Consider the following 17,717-nt stretch of genomic DNA (forward strand, 5'->3'; position numbering starts at 1 on the left):
ATTTGTGACAATAGGTCGGGAGTGATAAAAATCCAATTTTAGAGGAGCAATGTTATGGAGAGGGATTTTCGAAACCGACTGCCTATCGCCTGAAAACTCACTTTACTACATTTATGAAAACAACTAACATTTTAGCGACAGGATTGCTGCTGCTAGGGTTTTGTATGCCACAACATTTGCAGGCTCAGGACTTTTTTAAAGACAGGAAACTCAACCTGAACGAAGACGGTTCCAATTATGTAAAATTTACATTCCTTACTCAGGCCTGGTTACGTCATCAGGATTTTAATCCCGGATCGACAATCAATGGAGTAGCGCAGGATAACGGTACCGATATCGGAATCCGCCGCTATAGAGTACAAATGTACGGTCAGTTAACGGATCGTGTCTTTATTTATACTCAATTCGGCGAAAACAACTTTAACAATATGTCCGATCGGAAAGTGGGCTTTTTTGTACACGATGCGATGGGGGACTATGCGATAGACAAAGAAAAGCTGTCTTTGGGTATGGGATTATCGGGTTGGAGTGGACTGGCGCGTTTTGCATCGCCTTCGGCCGGAACGATTCTTGGCGTAGATGCACCCTTGTACCAACAAAGTACCAATGATGTAACTGATCAGTTTTTGCGAAAGCTATCGGTATTTGCCAAAGGAAAACTCGGGAAATTGGATTACCGTATTGCAATGGCCAAACCGATGAACATTCAAAAATCGGCTAACTATAACCCAACCGTTACGACCAATGCCACTTTTTCTTCCGAACCGCCCAATATGCAATGGAACGGTTATTTCCAGTATCAGTTTAAAGACCAGGAGTCCAATCAGACGCCTTATATGACCGGAACCTATTTAGGAAAGAAAAAAGTGTTGAATGTCGGCGCCGGATTTATCTATCAAAAAGACGCTATCTGGCGACTGGGAACAACCAATGATACGATTCGTGAAAATATGGTGCATTTGGCCGCAGACGTATATTACGATGCTCCGATAGGCAGTAGAGGGGAAGCGATTAGTGCTTATGGTAGTATCACACATTACGATTTTGGTAAAAACTACACCCGTAATGCCGCGGTGATGAATCCTGCAAATGGTACCAAAGACCCGACTATTTTAAACGGAAGCGGTAATGGTTTTCCAATGTATGGCACCGGAACCATTTTTTATGGTCAAATCGGATACAAGCTAAAAGATAATTTGATCGGAAAAACGACTTTAATGCCGTATGCTTCATTACAACATGCGAATTATGAACGACTCAATCGCGCGATGCAGTTTTACGATGTAGGGGTCAACTGGTTATTGTCCGGACATACGTCCAAATTTACCGTTGCTTATCAAAGTCGCCCGGTTTACCATACAAACGGTGATTACCTGGATCGAAAAGGTGCGATCATTGCGCAATATCAGGTGTTCTTTAATTAAGACTATAAAAAAACCGAAGTGCTAACTTCGGTTTTTATTTTATAACTGGATAGTTTTTTCTTCGGAAATAAGCTCTCCGTCAGAACCAATACCTTCAATCTTTACTTTAATGCTTTTCTGGTTGTAATTCGGAATAGAAAAAAGGAAATCTCCATTTTGATCCGTTCGGACATCCGGAATCCAGTTAATCGTTCCGTAGTTGATAAATCCTTCATCATAATCCTGATAATACGGATTTTTAAAATCTTTCGGATCCTGAGCGGCTCTTTTTACAACGTAGGATTGGGCTTTTGATGCCGCTTTGTCTGTTCCCATATAGCGTTTGGTATAAATACGGATAAAACCGCTTCCACCTTCCATGCCCATTCCATAGCCACTTTTACTGATATAGATTTCGTCGACCATATCCAATGACATTCCAATAAGCATTGTTAAATCCGGTTGTAAAGGTACATCATCTACAAAAATGGCAGGGGAAGGATTACCTCTCAGGGATCGGGTAATTCGATTGTTAATATAAACAGAACCGTTTTGATAGATCACATCAAAGCCGTTGGCGCCGATAAATGAAAGGATTTCGCGATACGAAGCAAAATCACCACTACTGATTTTGTAGCCTCTGGCCATGGAATTGTTATACCGGCCTATATTTTTTAAAGGAGGTGGTGTTTTTGCTTTTTTCTTAATAGTCACATTATCCAGCTGAATTGCTTTTTTATTTTGGATTTGAGGTATTGCAAGTGTTTTGGTTTCTGTAACAGCATCGATATGACATTGAAAATCTGGTTTTGGAAGCGGCTTTAAAAATGGGCTTTGTCCGTCGAGAACCTGAATTGACATAGGGAGATTTTCGGTCATCCCATTTTTGTTATATAAGGTTAAGGATACGGAAGCCGAATCGTACAAGATAGCATTGTTAAAAATAAATTCGTTTTTATCGTTGATATCCGATTTTTTTCGGACACTATTATAAAAAGAACCCATTTGTACGTAGTAGTCACCTTTATTAGTGATTTTTTTATTGATTGTTCCTTTAATGGTAACTCCAACTTCAGATTTATAGGTTTCGGTCGGAATGGGAGACTTTGAAATCGTTTCAAAATCGTACTTTGGTTTTTGTGTGATCAGATACGTATCCAGTTCATAGTGCTTTCCTTTTGAAAAATCGGAAAGATAATAGGACGTATTGGCTATCATAGGGTTGTCCAGATAGGTTGAAAATACAAAGTTGTCGTATAAGGATCGTGCATTTCCGATAGCGGCTGTTTTTTCGGGTAACACAGATATGCTTAGACTGCCAAAAGGAATAGTGGACTTGCCTTTAAAATAGAGCGTGTCATTTCGGGTTTCCGATAGGGATATTGTTGCTTTTTTGACCAGATCATACGGTTTAAAAATAAGACGCTCGGCTAACTTTTTATTGTTGGCATCAATCAGTACCAAAGTATTGATTCCGTTGTAAAAATGTTGGTTATCGATGGTGAATGTATCTTCCGTTGTACCTTTTTTAAGCGTCAATTTTTCAATCAGAGACACTTTTTCGTCCTGTTGGATTATAAGCGAAAGCGGTATATCGGAATTGGACGGACTTGAGGTTTTGAGTGTTAAGAAAGCTCTGTCGGACGATGTGTAATTATTGATACTAAATGTGAAATTCGAGGTTTTAAAAGTCGGTAATGCAAAAGTTTGTGTGTTGTTTCCGATGGTAAAAACCGCTTTGTAAGGCGCGTTATAATTTTGAAGTAAGTCAAATCGGCCGATACCTTTTTCATTAGTCGAAAAACTGGTTACTACTATTCCTTTGGCATTTATGACAGAACCGTTTTTAACGGCAATGGGATTTCCGTTACAATCGGTTATTTTAATAGCAATCGTGTTTGAGTTGTTTTCTAAAAAGACGCCGCCTTCAGGGAAGAATTGTACTGTAAGTGCCTTCAGGTTCGCAACGGTATTTGTGTTGACAGTAGTTGCATCAACGGGATTTAAGATCGTAATGGGGTATACCGTGGATTCATCTTCCTGAAAATTATTCATAAAGTTGGTATACACCCTGATATAATACTTTCCGGATTTAATTTTTTTATCTGGTCGGATATAGCCTTCGAAGGTTCCATAGCTGAGATAGTACAATTCTGATTGTATTTTTAGGCCTTGTTCGTCTAGTAAATCTATATAGATATTGGTTGTTTTGGTGGATGGTATTTTGCTTTTCTCTTCGATAAAATAGCCTTTAAACCAAATGCTTTCCTCATTCAGATATACCGTTTTGTTGAGATGCAAGTGAATTTTTTCCCGATCGGATTTAAAATAATTACTGTAGCTTGTTGTAATCTCTTTTTCGCGTTCGGTACCCGTTGTCGTTTGCGCCTGACTGCCATAGTATGTCATCATGACAAGAAAAATCATAAAGTAAGGTAATGATTTAGTCATAGTAGGTTTTTTCTCATTTTTGTGAAAATAAATATACAAAAAAAACCGTCACAATTTGTGACGGTTTTTTAAGATCTATTTTTAAGGAATTTTACATCATTCCCGGCATTCCGCCACCCATTGGCATTGCGCCAGCAGCGTTTTCCTCTTTAATTTCAATTAAGGCACACTCTGTAGTCAGGATCATACCCGATACCGAAGCAGCATTTTCAAGAGCTACACGGGTTACTTTTTTCGGATCGATAATTCCGGCTTTTAGCATGTCTACGTATTCGTCTGTTTTAGCGTTGTATCCGAAACTGTCTTTACCTTCGGCTACTTTGGCTACAACAACCGAACCTTCCAATCCAGCGTTTTCAACAATAGTACGTAACGGCGCTTCAACAGCACGGGAAACAATCTGAACTCCGGTTGCTTCGTCGGCATTATCGGCTTTAATATTAGCTAAAACCATTTTAGCACGTAATAAAGCAACACCACCACCGGCAACAATTCCTTCTTCAACTGCAGCGCGAGTTGCATGTAAAGCATCATCCACACGGTCTTTTTTCTCTTTCATTTCCACTTCAGAAGCAGCACCAACATATAATACCGCTACACCACCTGCCAGTTTCGCAAGACGCTCCTGTAATTTTTCTTTGTCATAGTCGGATGTAGTTGTTTCCATCTGAGCCTTAATCTGGTTCACACGGTTTTTAATCATATCCGCTTCACCGGCACCGTTAACAATAGTTGTATTGTCTTTGTCGATGGTTACTTTTTCACACGTTCCCAACATATCCAACGTTGCGTTTTCAAGGTTGTATCCGCTTTCTTCAGCGATAACGGTTCCGCCTGTCAGGATGGCAATATCTTCCAACATTGCTTTTCTTCTGTCGCCAAATCCCGGTGCTTTAACCGCAGCGATTTTTAAAGCTCCTCTTAGTTTGTTTACCACCAAAGTAGAAAGTGCTTCACCGTCTACGTCTTCAGCAATGATCAACAATGGTTTACCCGATTGTGCCACTGGCTCCAGAATTGGTAATAACTCTTTTAAAGACGATACTTTTTTGTCGTATAAAAGGATATAAGGTCTTTCTAATTCCACTTCCATTTTCTCCGGATTGGTCACAAAGTAAGGCGATAAATACCCTCTGTCGAACTGCATTCCTTCTACTACATCCACGTAAGTGTCGGTACCTTTTGCTTCTTCAACGGTAATAACACCTTCTTTTCCAACTTTTCCGAAAGCAGTAGCGATTAAATCACCAATTACATCGTCGTTGTTGGCAGAAATAGAGGCAACCTGTTTGATTTTATCTGTTGAGCTACCTACTTCCTGTGCTTGTTTCTGAAGATCGGCCACAATAGCTTCTACCGCTTTGTCGATACCTCTTTTTAAATCCATTGGATTGGCACCAGCCGCTACGTTTTTAAGACCTTCTTTAACGATAGCCTGTGCTAAAACCGTTGCAGTAGTTGTACCGTCACCGGCTAAATCGTTTGTTTTTGAAGCCACTTCTTTTACCATTTGCGCTCCCATGTTTTCCAAAGTGTCTTTTAATTCCACTTCTTTCGCCACAGAAACCCCATCTTTTGTTACAGTTGGTCCACCAAATGATTTGCTGATGATTACATTACGCCCTTTAGGACCTAAGGTTACTTTTACTGCGTTTGCCAATGCGTCCACACCGCGTTTTAAACCATCACGTGCTTCAATATCAAATTTTATATCTTTTGCCATTTTATGTCTTTATTTTAATTTATTATTTCGTTTTGGGTACCTATTAGATGATCGCCAAGATATCATCTTCTCTCATGATCAGGTAATCTTTACCGTCGAATTTTAAATCGGTTCCAGCATATTTTCCGTATAAAACAGTGTCACCAACCTTAACAGTTAGCGGTTCGTCTTTTTTACCGTTTCCTACAGCTACCACAATACCTTTCTGAGGTTTTTCCTTAGCTGTATCAGGGATGATAATACCGGAAGCAGTTTGCGTTTCAGCAGCTGCAGGTTCCACGATAACGCGATCTGAAAGGGGTTTGATGTTTAATGCCATAATGCTATGTTATTTTATGTTATTATTATTTAGATGCAATTTACTTTTCAGAAAGTATGCCAATTGCTAAAACTGACAGTTTTTTGTAAAAAAAAATGCCAGCACTGACAGGCTGGCATTTTTCTAGCGATTGCTATATCTTATTTTTTAGCTTCTTCTGTTGGAGCTGCCGGAGCTGCTGCGTCAGTCGCTGCTGGAGTTTCTGTTGCTGCTGCCGGAGCCGCTGCTTTATCAGCTGCAGGTTTTGCCGGAGCTGCTGCTGGAGCTGGTGTACTATTGTCAATTAATTTAGAACCATTGTCACCCATACTTCCTGTAAAGCTTAAGCTGGATAATAAAATCAATACGATTAAGGCTGTAGCCAATGTCCAGGTACTTTTGTCAAGGAAATCATTTGTTTTCTGAACACCACCCATCATTTGAGAACCACCAAGGCTTGATGATAATCCTCCACCTTTAGGGTTTTGAACCATGATAACCACAATAAGTAAAAAACAAACGATTGTTATTAGTACTAAAAAAACTGAAAACATATTTTAATTTTTTAATTGTTATTTTGTTGTAATATCTTAATATCCGAAATTCGGTCTGCAAAGAAATGACTTTTTTCTGGATATTTCAAAATTAATATTTCATAAGCTTGAATTGCTTTCTGATATTTTTTTTGTTCAAGGTAAACTTTTGCCAGTGTTTCGGTCATCAGGTAAGAGGTGTCCTGCGAGGATTTCTCAATGTTTACGGGAGCTGATGGCGTATTTTTGACAGGCGTTATTTTTGGATTTGTCTCAATAAATTTGTCGATCAAATCTAATTTTTTCTTTTTCTCCGGATCAATTTCTTCTAAATCGGCTGGTTTTTCACGGTCGATAGGGCTGAATTTGGCCAGTTGTAACCATTCCTGGAACGAATGTTTTTCTTCTTTTGAGAATTCCAACGGTTTGCCGATCTCCAGTTTTTCTGTAGCCGATTCAATTCCTGACGGTTCTGTTACGACCGGTTCCACTTCCGGTAATTCGGTTTCTACTATAGCTTCCGGTTCGGCTACGCGTATAGACGAACGGATGGATTGCTCCAAAGCTGTTTCTACTTTGGGTTGCTCGGTAACGGATACTTCCGGTTCGGGCGTTTCTAGTTCCGGTTCGGCTTCTTTAATAGAAGAGCGAATGGATTGTTCCAACGGATCGACTTCCGGAACCGTTATTTTGTCTTCTTCCGGTATAACAACTTTATACTGGTTGACAATGATATCGTGGATTACGGCTTCTTTTTCCTCAAAAAAAGCCTGCTGGATTGCGGTGAAATTATTTGAAGTAATAAATTCAAACAGTATACTCCGGTCAGTGGTATAAGCGGCTGTCTTTTTTAACTCCTGATTATAACGAAAACTGTTTTCATCGTAAAGCCCTTTAAGGTGAATTGCACGAGCCGCCTGAAAATAAGGGAACTGATGCAAAACCGCCTCCAGTTCGACCGTTTGCCGGGACTGGATGTTTTGGGGTTTGTTGAGTAAATAGGTTAAATCGTTTACGTTCAAAATAACAGTTTTAGAGTGTTACCACTTTGCTAGTGACTGGTTGAATACATCCTGAGTAATCCTTTCGAAAACAACATTCAGGGCTTCCGATAAACGGGAACCTACCAATTGCTCATTTCCAGGGAAATCATAATAGAACGAGAATCTTTTTTCGAAATCATCGTCCGATTTATTTTTATTGGTGAAACGTACGTTTACAGTGATCGATAGTCTGTTCTGATCGGCACCCTGATTGGCATTCGATCCCATAGGTGTGATACGGTAATCGGTGATTTCACCTTCATAAATCAGATCGCCACCGGTATTGGTAAGACTCAGGTTCGTTTGATTCTGAATAATCTTTTGCAGTTCGAGTGTAAAAATTCGTTCGATACCCGGTTCAACCAAAGCGGCATTATTTTGAAAATAATTTACCTGAAATGTTTTGGCGTCTATTTTTCCGGTTCCGGTAAAATTATAAACGGAACAGCCGGTTAACAATAACAGGATCGGGACAATTAATATGTGTTTAATAGCTTTCATTGTATTACAAATCGAATTGCTTGATTTTTCGGTATAAAGTTCGTTCGGAAATTCCAAGCTCGTCTGCGGCGGCTTTTCTTTTTCCTTTATTGCGTTCCAGTGCTTTTTTGATCAGTTCGATTTCCTTCTGATCCAGTCGAAGGGAATCTTCTTCCTCAACTGCTTCGGCGATCAGATAATTTTCATCGTCATCGTCGTCAAATTCTTCCTGAATGCTTTCCGAAGGCATCGGAATCACTTCCAGACTGGTTTGTTTTTCAAACGGAATTTCAGTTTCTTCGGCAGAACCATAAATGCGTTGGATCAGGTTTTTATTACTTTCCTGTACCTTGTTGGTATTCCCGTTTTGCATTAGTTCCAGCGTCAGTTTTTTCAGATCGTTCAGATCGCTTTTCATGTCGAAAAGAATTTTGTAAAGGATTTCCCTTTCGGAACTGAAATCGCTGTCGGCTTTTTTCTCGCTGATGACTGAAGGCAGATTGCTACCTTCCATCGGTAAATACGATTGTAAAGTGGCGAGTGAAATATCGCGACTGGTTTCCAATACGGAAATCTGTTCGGCTACATTTCGCAACTGACGGATGTTTCCACTCCAGCGGTATTTGGTAAGCCATTGTACGGCACCTTCGTCTAATTTTAAAGGTGGCATTTTGTATTTATGAGCAAAATCGGATGCAAATTTCCGGAAAAGCAGGTGAATGTCCTCTTTTCGTTCGCGTAGGGGTGGCAGGTTGATTTCTACGGTACTCAAACGATAATACAGATCCTCACGGAATTTTCCTTTTTCGATGGCGCTAGTCATGTTGACATTAGTAGCCGCCACAATACGTACATTGGTTTTTTGCACCTGAGAAGAACCTACTTTGATAAATTCCCCGTTTTCAAGTACCCGTAACAAACGCACCTGAGTGGTTAGCGGTAATTCGCCTACTTCATCAAGGAAAATCGTACCACCGTCGGCCACTTCAAAATAACCTTCACGGGTTGCGGTTGCACCGGTAAATGCTCCTTTTTCGTGTCCGAACAATTCACTGTCGATCGTTCCTTCCGGGATAGCACCGCAGTTCACGGCGATATATTTCCCGTGTTTCCGATGGGAAAGGGAATGGATGATTTTCGGAATACTTTCTTTACCTACACCGCTCTCACCGGTTACCAATACCGAAATATCGGTTGGGGCAACCTGTATGGCTTTTTCGATGGCGCGATTGAGTTTCGGATCATTTCCGATGATTTCAAAACGCTGTTTTATGGCTTGGACGTTTTCCATGACAGAGGTTGTTTGGGTTATATTGATAGAATGGACCGGTTTACAACATTAATTCATGTCGGAATAACCGGTTGCTTCTCCTATTAGCGTTGCGGTAGTGCAATCGTTGATTTTTACCATAACAAAATCACCTACTTTGTAGTTTTCTTTAGGGAAAACAACTACCACATTCTCCGAATTTCTTCCGGACCAATGGGCGTCAGATCTTTTGGATGGTTTTTCGATTAGCACTTCTACCGTTTCGTTTAGGAAACGAGATGTTCGTTTATGACTCAGTTTTTGTTGTAAATCAACAATTTCCTGTAAACGACGTTTTTTAATTTCTTCCGGAACGTCATCCTCCATTTTACGAGCTGCCAGGGTTCCCGGTCTTTCGGAATAGGCAAACATATAACCGAAGTCATATTCTACATATTCCATAAGGGTTAAGGTGTCCTGGTGATCTTCTTCCGTCTCCGTTGGGAAACCGGTGATCATGTCCTGTGAAATGGAACAACCCGGAATAATGGTTTTGATTTTATCGACTAATGTCATGTACTCTTCACGAGTATGCTGACGGTTCATTTCCTGTAAAATTCGTGTACTTCCGGATTGTACCGGTAGGTGGATATAATTACAGATATTAGGATGTTTAGCGATGATATGCAATACTTCTTCGTGCATATCCTGTGGATTGGAAGTCGAAAAACGGAAACGCATTTTAGGATGTGCGATGGCACACATGTCCAATAACTGGGCAAAATCTACCGCAGTTGCTTTTTGCATTTCGGTTGCTTTTTCAAAATCTTTTTTCAATCCGCCACCATACCATAAATAACTATCCACATTCTGACCTAAAAGTGTTACTTCTTTAAAGCCTCTACTGGCCAGATCGTTGATTTCTTCGAGGATACTTTGCGGTTCACGGCTACGTTCGCGACCACGGGTAAACGGCACTACGCAAAACGTACACATATTGTCACACCCTCTTGTGATCGACACAAAAGCGGTGATTCCGTTGCTAAGTAAGCGCACAGGAGAGATGTCACCATAGGTTTCGTCTTTAGACAAAATAACATTGATGGCATCGCGACCTTCGTCTACCTCTTTTAAAAGGTTTGGAATATCTTTATAGGCATCCGGGCCAACCACCATATCCACGATTTTTTCCTGTTCGAGGAATTGGCTTTTCAGACGTTCGGCCATACAGCCCAAAACGCCCACTTTCATACCCGGATTTATTTTTTTTACGGCATTGTATTTTTCAAGACGTTTTCGCACGGTTTGTTCTGCTTTGTCCCGAATAGAACAGGTGTTTACCAGAACCAAATCGGCTTCTTCCAGTTTTTGGGTTGTATTATACCCTTCGTTGGCCAAAATTGAGGCAACGATTTCACTGTCGGAAAAATTCATGGCACAGCCATAGCTTTCGATAAAAAGCTTTTTGGAATTTCCTTCTTTATTTTCGAGAACAAGACTGGTTCCCTGTTTGTTTTCTTCAATAACCTTTTCCATATAGCACTATAGAGTGTAAATCTTCATAATCTGCAAAGATAGTATTAAATTTTATTTTCTGACAAGATGACATATTTGTTTAACACAGATTTTCGATTGTGCTGAAAAAGGCTTGAAATGGCTATTTTGACTATCTTCTGAAAAGATCCCGGAACTGGTATAGCAAGCGTTCCAGTAAGCGAAGGTCTTCGGTGATGATATCGGCCGTTCCACCCATTTCCTGTTGAAAGGTGATCTTTTTATGGTAGGATGTGTTTAAGCCTTTCGGAAGGGAAACGTCAATCAGTAAAAGGCCATCTTTGTCGGGTGTTAGTGAAATGGATTTTACTTTTCCTTTAACGATACCGAATTCGCGATCGGGATAATTCAGTAAACGGATATTGACATCCTGATTGGGTTTTAATTTTCCGGCATTGACGGTTCGCGCTTTTACTTTACCTATATATTGTGTCGATGATTCCGGAATTACGGTAAAAACATTTTCACCCACATTGATAGTTTGATTTTCTTTCCAAATTTGCAAATAGGACACTTCGCCTGGAATGGACGAACGAAGTACATACGCCAGGTCCCAATCGGCAATAGCTTTTCGCAATTGGTTATAGGATTGCGCCATATTCCGGAAAAAGATAATCTGGTCTTTGGTCTCGTTAATTTTAGTCGTTTTACTACTGCGATTGAGTTCGTTTAACGACGAATGCAATTGCGAGATCTGAGAGTTCAGGCTTTTTATGTTTTTTTCATTTTGCAGGTAATCGATATTTTTGGTTTCCCATTCCTGTAATGCGATGACACCATTGTCGAATAGTTTTTTATAGCGCTCCAGTTCTTTTTTCTTAAGCTGTAATTCGGTTTGGGCAATCGAGGCCTGTTGTTCCAAAAGCCCTAAGCGTTCTTTTAGCTGAATGGCTTCATACCGTTGTGCATTGTTTTCAACGCTATACGGTTGTAAGTCTTTATTCAGTTCGTAGTTGGCGTAGTCTTTTTCGAAAAGAGCAAAAACACTGGAAATATCCCCCAATTGTAGGGCGTTTAATTTTTCAAACGGAAATTTAAAATCCGGATTGATTTTTAACGTATCGGTAATGCTTTTTAAAAGAAAAACATCCGGATAACTGGCGGTATTTTCAATAACGGCCAAAGGAGTATCCTTTTTGACTTTGCTGCGATCCGAAACCAATATTTTTTCGATGCGACCCGAGGTTCGGGCGATCAGTTTTTCGGGCGGTGTTTGGGTTGTTATGGAAATTTCGGTGGTTACGATATCCGGATAACGGACAAACCAGGACAGAATTAACATTAACGATAGGATAATGAAAATTACAATATTGCCCCATCGGATCATCCAATGTGGTACCTGCGATAGTATTTCCTGAACTTCTTCGCTTCTTAACTTTATATCTGTACTTCTATTTTGAGGCATTTGATCGATTTTTTAGTTTAATTACCCAGTTGCAATTGGTTTTTAACCAAACGGTAGTAATTTCCGCGACTGTCTACAAGTTCGTCATGGCTTCCGACTTCAATAATCCGTCCTCTGTCCAATACCACAATCTGATCGGCATTCATAACGGTACTTAGTCGGTGAGCGATAACCACTACGGTTTTATCCCGGAAAAAGAGATCCAGTTTTTGCATGATTTCCCGTTCGTTATTGGCGTCCAGTGCGGAAGTTGCTTCGTCGAAAAATAGCATTTCCGGATTTTTATAAACAGCACGGGCGATCAGTAAACGTTGTTTTTGTCCGGTACTCATTCCAGTACCTTCCATTCCGATTTTCGTATTATAACCCAATGGAAGTTCCTCGATAAATTCCTGTATGTTGGCTACATCGGCGGCGTATACCAGTCGCGCTTTATCTACTTTATCGGCACCAAGGGCGATGTTGTTCGCAATCGTATCATTAAAGATATAACCTTCCTGCATGACACATCCAATATGCGAACGCCAGGTTTTTTGGGACATGTTTTTAAGATTGGTTCGGCCTAAAAAGATCTCTCCGGAATTCGGATCGTAAAACTTCAACAAAATTTTCATTAAAGTGGTTTTTCCGCTACCGCTAACTCCAACAATGGCGGTTACCTTTTTGGCCGGAATGGTCAGGCTTACATCTTCCAAAACCGGCATATCGGAACCGGTATATCGGAATGAAACATTTTTGATATGTAAGGTTTCATCTTTTGGGAAATCGTGTATTTTTTCATCTTCATCCTGAGTTTCATCGTCTTTTTCGTGTATTTCCGATAAACGAGCCAGTGAAATCTTTGCATCCTGTGCTTCCCGTATAAAGCCGATTAATTGTAATATAGGACCATTTAAACTTCCTACGATAGAACTGATCGCCATCATCATCCCCAGTGTAATGGCTCCGTCGATAACCAATTTGGCCGAAAGGAAAATGATCAGAATGTTTTTTAGTTCGTTGATAAAATTGGAACCGATCGACTGTGTTTGTTCCAATACAAGACTTTTCATAGACACTTTAAACAAGCGCGCCTGTATATATTCCCAACCCCATCGTTTTTGTTTTTCGGCATTGTGCAGTTTAATCTCTTGCATTCCATTGATTAGCTCAATTACTTTACTTTGCTCCTGACTGACTTCCGAAAAACGTTTGTAATCGAGATCCTCCCGTCTTTTCAGGAAAAGCGTCACCCATAGGAAATAGAAAAAACTACCGATAAAGAAAATAGCAAAAATCGTCAGATTGTAATATGCCAAAACCGCACCCATGATGATCATGTTTACAAAAGAGAATAATACATTCAGGGAAGACGTCGTTAATATCCGTTCGATTCGGTGATGATCACTAATACGTTGCATAATATCCCCGGTCATTCGTACGTCGAAAAACGAGATTGGCAGGTTCATTAGTTTGATAAAGAAATCCGAGATCAGGGAGATATTGATACGGGTCGAAAGATGCAGTAAAATCCAACTTCGGATAAACTCCAGTCCGGTTTTTCCAAAAAATAAAAACAACTGCGCAAACAAAACCATATAGATAAAATGGATATTCTGATTCTGGATACCCACATCGACCACACTTTGGGTTAAAAAGGGGAAGATTAATTGCAAGCAACTTCCGGCCATTAATCCAATGATCAATTGAACGAGGAAGGTCTTATAACGTAATACGTATCTAGAAAGCAGTCCGAAGCCAAAAGCTTTATTATTGGTGTCGGATTCGAATTCATTCTGGTAAAACTTCGGGGTAGGCTCGATTAGCAGCGCAATACCTTCTTCGGTGGTTTCGGTGACATTATTGCCGATCCAGAATTTAAGAAATTCCTCTTTATCGTATTCCAAAAGTCCGTGTGCCGGATCGGAAACATAGAGTTTGTTTTTCTTTACCTTATAGAGAACCACATAATGGTTGTTGTTCCAATGTAAAATACAGGGAAGCGGTACATCCTGTAGTTTTTCCAGTGAAATTCGCACACCCAGGGTACGGAAACCGATTCTTTCGGCGGCATCACTCAGCGATAACAGATTGCTCCCTTCCCGGGTTGTTTCGGAAAGCGCTCTTAGTTTCTGAATATTGATAACCTTTTTGTAATGCTTGGCAATTATTTTAAGACATGTAGGACCACAGTCTTTGGAATCGGCTTGTTTATAGAATGGGAATTGCGACATTATTTGTTAATGTTAGTTACAATGATGCATAATGCGATTGTAAGTATGTTCGTTTTGTAGATAATTCTCGATATTCACAAATATATAAATATTGTTAAGGAAAGTTTTAAATTTATTTTTTTTATTCAAAAAGTTAAATAGTAACTTTAAAGTTGAATTTTTATAAGCAATAATACTTTATGGCATTTTGTTTTAATGGGTTTTACTCCTGTTTAATCAAAACACGGTTATCATTAGATTGGATATAAGAGGCAATAAAACAACTTTACTATTTTAATTGTTTATCCATATACCGGTGTTTATTTTTTCTACTTTTTTCAGATCTATTGAAAAAAAGGACTTATTGGAAATTACTCCAATTTCTTCTAACGATTTGTAATCTTTGTCTCCTTTCCATTTTGAAATGTAGGGATTATAAAGACATTCCTCTTCAAAATAATAGGTACTGTTGTTTCTTTTTCTTGGAATTCTATTATCAATACACATATATCGAAATTCACAATCTTTACAAATATCAATTTTATCTTTATTAATATTCCATATGTTTTTATAGCGGTTGCTTTGAACTATTTCTATTAAATCAATATTTTTAGTAAGATTTGAAAAAATATATTCTCCTTCAATACCATTCTTGATATTTCCATCTTTGTCAATGTATAGTTTTCGATTGTAGTAGGAATTAAATCGTAACGATTCTGAAAATGTATTGATGTTAATGAGAAAAAAGGGACTAAAAAAAGAAGGGATATTGTATTGTTTTTTATTATAAAAATTAATATCAGTGATTTGTTTTATTTCTTTTTTGATTCTCCTCTTAAAAGATAAATAGCTTACACCAGGTTTTTTTCTAATGTGTAAATCAATTGATTTAAAAGTTGTAGCGCTGATTTTTTCCTTAAGTAATGAGTGTAATACTTCCAGATTATCGTAATTCTCAATTCTAATTAATAAATGTTTGCAGTTAAGCTCTTCTAATATTTTAAAATCAAAACTAGAAGTTGTTTGACTGATGTCAATGATTGTATTGCTTATCAATGACGGATTAGTCCATTTGAAATTTATTTTAGGAAATCTATCTTTGAATTCTTGAGGTATAAAAAAACAATATTCTTTTTCAATTAAATAGTTAAGCCATAATTTTTCATTGGCATCAAGCTGATCAATTATAGTGTCCCGATTCATGTTTTCAAAAGAATAAAGTTTATTTACAACGGCTAAAGGCAAAAAATCGTAAGTATTTCTGGGTAGGTCGTATATACATGATCTGTTAAAGCCATTAATAACTGGAGTTTCGGCTTGAAACTTTAAAATCATGGCATTTCTAAAATTAAAGGCTTATGATACTTCATTTTTAAATAGAAATCTGTTGCGTATAATTTAGATACGATATAGTTATGCGATCGTATCGATTTTTGATTTGGTTCGAATTTTCCAAGCCTAAAAAACAATGGCAATAATTCAATTTGATGATGTTCCATATTTTGAAATTTTATTTAATTCTTTAGCAATCTGTTTTTCGAGATAATAATTACAGGGTTTTGAAACTTGCCCAAATTGCCCAATAGGATTGACTTCCAAAAAAACATATTCACTATTTACAGATACTAGCATGTCTATTGAGCCACTGTTTAGTTTCAAGGCCTTCATTAATTTTACTAGTTTTATTTCTACGGATCTAGGTAATTTAAACGGAGGAGTTCTATTGGGTTTCTCCTTATTATAGTTTCTAAAATCTACGGATGTTTTTGGGTCGTTTTGAGAAAATATGGCGCTTGAATAAAAAGTGCCCATTAAGTAAAAAATCCGTAATTCAAATAATTTGCAAATATGTTCCTGAAATAAACTGGGAAAAAAATCTTTTGGTAATAGATTAAAAATTTTTTTAGTAACAATGTTTGTTGTTGAGTTAAAAGATTCATTTTTATTATGGATAAAAATTCCCTGAGAAAAATTTTTAGTAATAATTTTTGAATGTTTTCTCATAAAATGGGAAACGGCGGTTTTTTTAGTAGCGATTAAAGTATCCGGAATGTTTAAACCAAAAGTTGTAGCTAATTTCAAAACATCTAATTTATTTATAGTGAGATCATGATGATTATTGATTGATTTTTTGCGGATATAATTCGTGAATAGTTTATGAATTTCATTTGTTTCAACTTGTAAATGTCTGTTGATTTGTCTGTCAAGGATGTTGTTTTCAATAATTTTACCAATGAAAATACTGTAATGACTTCTTCTGTACCAAAAAGCGGTAAAATCGTGTAGATTATAACTTTTTTCATTGATCGAAAATTCAATGTTAAATTGAGAATTACCAATAGTGACCGATTTGTAGGTAATAATGTCATTAACCGAGATTCGTAAAAAAGGAATATCGTAATATCTTAACCAGTCGATTACGTCATTTGTCGACAAATCATCGGGAGCGCTTAAAATCAGTACCATTTAAACTCGGATTTAATTTTTTTTGCAAAATCAGGATCTTTTACAGGAATTTCGGCATCGCTTTTCCGATAATAATCCGGTATGTTTTTAATACTGATCAAACCGAAAACCTGATACCCATAATGTAAATAGGAGAGGTTGTCGTAATTCCTAAAAATCATATAGCCAATCTGATCTTTTAAATAGGCCTTTTTGTAATAGGGATAAAATAAGGCCCAATAATTATTGTAATTAGCCTTGGCTTGTAAGTTATGGATTTCAACTATTCCAAATTCTTTTTGAACTAAGGCGAACGATTTAGCAGTTGGAAGATTTTGGTGTTTTTGAGTGATATGATGGAGCGTACTGGCATTCTTGTAGAAATAACTGGAGAGTAATTTCATATTTCTTTCTTTCTGAATGGAATCTAAACCTGGTATTTCCGAAACATTGGCAGCATAACTATTTACCAGTTGATCTTTCATGGCCAATTCATTTAGCTTTCGCAGATCAATCTGTTTTTCGAAATTATTTTTTAGCCATCTTGCATGGCATTTGAGATACATTTTTTTAAACCATTTTGATAAATCACCTTTCATGATTGAATTATAATACTTTTCGTCTCCTGACATATAAGCTACATTAAAACCGTATTTTTCGACTAATAGAGACAGTTCCTTTTTAAAAAAAGGAATGTCATTATGTGTAAAACTGTTATTTAATAACCTGTATTTAAAATCAGGCTCATAACCGCCGCTTTGTCGTTCCAACTTTAAAACATTTTTTTTCAGTATGGCATATTCGATTTTACTTGAAATAGAATCGTGTATAAAAACATCTCTTTTGTTTTGGCTTACGGAATAGAAGCAGATAAAGTATAAAATGAGTGTGAAGTGTGTTTTTTTCATAAACTTTTAAAAGTGATGAGACGAATTTTTTTT

General features: G+C 37.9%; 14 protein-coding genes. 1 reads left to right on the top strand and 13 read right to left on the bottom strand.

The genetic code is table 11. The annotated features are described in order from the left end of the window. Nucleotides 1–113 precede the first annotated feature (113 nt). The gene (locus AAFN64_RS02780; RefSeq protein WP_347759210.1) at nt 114–1,424 is read left to right on the top strand and encodes a hypothetical protein; all 1,311 of its coding nucleotides are present in this window, start codon (nt 114–116) and stop codon (nt 1,422–1,424) included. Nucleotides 1,425–1,463: 39 nt separating this feature from the next. On the opposite strand, the gene AAFN64_RS02785 is transcribed toward AAFN64_RS02780, so the two are convergent. The 13 genes from AAFN64_RS02785 to AAFN64_RS02845 form a co-directional block, all read right to left on the bottom strand. Continuing rightward, on the bottom strand, nt 1,464–3,854 hold the full coding sequence (locus AAFN64_RS02785) for a hypothetical protein (protein WP_347759211.1): 2,391 nt from the start codon (nt 3,852–3,854) through the stop codon (nt 1,464–1,466). 91 nt (nt 3,855–3,945) lie between these two features. Next, complete coding sequence (gene groL / locus AAFN64_RS02790) at nt 3,946–5,577, bottom strand: chaperonin GroEL (RefSeq protein ID WP_347759212.1); 1,632 nt, start codon at nt 5,575–5,577, stop codon at nt 3,946–3,948. Between the two features lie 43 nt (nt 5,578–5,620). Next, nucleotides 5,621–5,896 carry a co-chaperone GroES gene (locus AAFN64_RS02795; RefSeq protein ID WP_300486444.1) on the bottom strand — a complete coding sequence of 92 codons (276 nt, stop codon included), beginning with the start codon at nt 5,894–5,896 and terminating at the stop codon, nt 5,621–5,623. A 140-nt stretch (nt 5,897–6,036) separates the two neighbouring features. Beyond that, nucleotides 6,037–6,429 carry a preprotein translocase subunit SecG gene (gene secG / locus AAFN64_RS02800; RefSeq protein WP_347759213.1) on the bottom strand — a complete coding sequence of 131 codons (393 nt, stop codon included), beginning with the start codon at nt 6,427–6,429 and terminating at the stop codon, nt 6,037–6,039. Nucleotides 6,430–6,440: 11 nt separating this feature from the next. After that, a complete protein-coding gene (locus AAFN64_RS02805; RefSeq protein ID WP_347759214.1) occupies nt 6,441–7,430 on the bottom strand; it encodes a tetratricopeptide repeat protein in 990 nt (329 codons plus the stop codon). An 18-nt stretch (nt 7,431–7,448) separates the two neighbouring features. Beyond that, the gene (locus tag AAFN64_RS02810) at nt 7,449–7,952 is read right to left on the bottom strand and encodes an LptE family protein (protein ID WP_347759215.1); all 504 of its coding nucleotides are present in this window, start codon (nt 7,950–7,952) and stop codon (nt 7,449–7,451) included. Between the two features lie 4 nt (nt 7,953–7,956). Next, nucleotides 7,957–9,222 (bottom strand): sigma-54 dependent transcriptional regulator, encoded by a 1,266-nt coding sequence (locus AAFN64_RS02815; protein WP_347759216.1) that lies wholly within the window; start codon nt 9,220–9,222, stop codon nt 7,957–7,959. Nucleotides 9,223–9,270: 48 nt separating this feature from the next. Then, nucleotides 9,271–10,716 carry a tRNA (N6-isopentenyl adenosine(37)-C2)-methylthiotransferase MiaB gene (miaB, locus tag AAFN64_RS02820; protein ID WP_347759217.1) on the bottom strand — a complete coding sequence of 482 codons (1,446 nt, stop codon included), beginning with the start codon at nt 10,714–10,716 and terminating at the stop codon, nt 9,271–9,273. A gap of 130 nt (nt 10,717–10,846) precedes the next feature. Next, entirely contained in the window at nt 10,847–12,139 is a 1,293-nt protein-coding gene (locus AAFN64_RS02825; RefSeq protein WP_347759218.1) for an HlyD family efflux transporter periplasmic adaptor subunit, read from the bottom strand. 17 nt (nt 12,140–12,156) lie between these two features. Continuing rightward, nucleotides 12,157–14,352, bottom strand: a complete 2,196-nt coding sequence (locus tag AAFN64_RS02830; protein WP_347759219.1) for a peptidase domain-containing ABC transporter — start codon at nt 14,350–14,352, stop codon at nt 12,157–12,159. Nucleotides 14,353–14,625: 273 nt separating this feature from the next. Beyond that, a complete protein-coding gene (locus AAFN64_RS02835) occupies nt 14,626–15,666 on the bottom strand; it encodes a hypothetical protein (protein WP_347759220.1) in 1,041 nt (346 codons plus the stop codon). Between the two features lie 144 nt (nt 15,667–15,810). Then, nucleotides 15,811–16,797: a grasp-with-spasm system ATP-grasp peptide maturase gene (gene gwsG / locus AAFN64_RS02840; RefSeq protein WP_347759221.1), complete on the bottom strand. Its 987-nt coding sequence runs from the start codon at nt 16,795–16,797 to the stop codon at nt 15,811–15,813. Further along, on the bottom strand, nt 16,788–17,684 hold the full coding sequence (locus AAFN64_RS02845) for a hypothetical protein (protein WP_347759222.1): 897 nt from the start codon (nt 17,682–17,684) through the stop codon (nt 16,788–16,790). Before AAFN64_RS02845 ends, gwsG begins: the two co-directional genes overlap by 10 nt. Between the last annotated feature and the right edge of the window lie 33 nt (nt 17,685–17,717).

It is taken from the genome of Flavobacterium sp. CAU 1735 (assembly GCF_039888695.1).
Taxonomy (GTDB): Bacteria; Bacteroidota; Bacteroidia; order Flavobacteriales; family Flavobacteriaceae; genus Flavobacterium.

What these genes read in the sequence shown, in the direction of transcription:
- AAFN64_RS02780 (WP_347759210.1), top strand. Translation starts at nt 114, where the DNA reads ATGAAAACAACTAACATTTTAGCGACAGGATTGCTGCTGCTAGGGTTT.
- AAFN64_RS02785 (WP_347759211.1), bottom strand. Translation starts at nt 3,854, where the DNA reads ATGACTAAATCATTACCTTACTTTATGATTTTTCTTGTCATGATGACA.
- groL (WP_347759212.1), bottom strand. Translation starts at nt 5,577, where the DNA reads ATGGCAAAAGATATAAAATTTGATATTGAAGCACGTGATGGTTTAAAA.
- AAFN64_RS02795 (WP_300486444.1), bottom strand. Translation starts at nt 5,896, where the DNA reads ATGGCATTAAACATCAAACCCCTTTCAGATCGCGTTATCGTGGAACCT.
- secG (WP_347759213.1), bottom strand. Translation starts at nt 6,429, where the DNA reads ATGTTTTCAGTTTTTTTAGTACTAATAACAATCGTTTGTTTTTTACTT.
- AAFN64_RS02810 (WP_347759215.1), bottom strand. Translation starts at nt 7,952, where the DNA reads ATGAAAGCTATTAAACACATATTAATTGTCCCGATCCTGTTATTGTTA.
- AAFN64_RS02815 (WP_347759216.1), bottom strand. Translation starts at nt 9,222, where the DNA reads ATGGAAAACGTCCAAGCCATAAAACAGCGTTTTGAAATCATCGGAAAT.
- miaB (WP_347759217.1), bottom strand. Translation starts at nt 10,716, where the DNA reads ATGGAAAAGGTTATTGAAGAAAACAAACAGGGAACCAGTCTTGTTCTC.
- AAFN64_RS02825 (WP_347759218.1), bottom strand. Translation starts at nt 12,139, where the DNA reads ATGCCTCAAAATAGAAGTACAGATATAAAGTTAAGAAGCGAAGAAGTT.
- AAFN64_RS02830 (WP_347759219.1), bottom strand. Translation starts at nt 14,352, where the DNA reads ATGTCGCAATTCCCATTCTATAAACAAGCCGATTCCAAAGACTGTGGT.
- AAFN64_RS02835 (WP_347759220.1), bottom strand. Translation starts at nt 15,666, where the DNA reads ATGATTTTAAAGTTTCAAGCCGAAACTCCAGTTATTAATGGCTTTAAC.
- gwsG (WP_347759221.1), bottom strand. Translation starts at nt 16,797, where the DNA reads ATGGTACTGATTTTAAGCGCTCCCGATGATTTGTCGACAAATGACGTA.
- AAFN64_RS02845 (WP_347759222.1), bottom strand. Translation starts at nt 17,684, where the DNA reads ATGAAAAAAACACACTTCACACTCATTTTATACTTTATCTGCTTCTAT.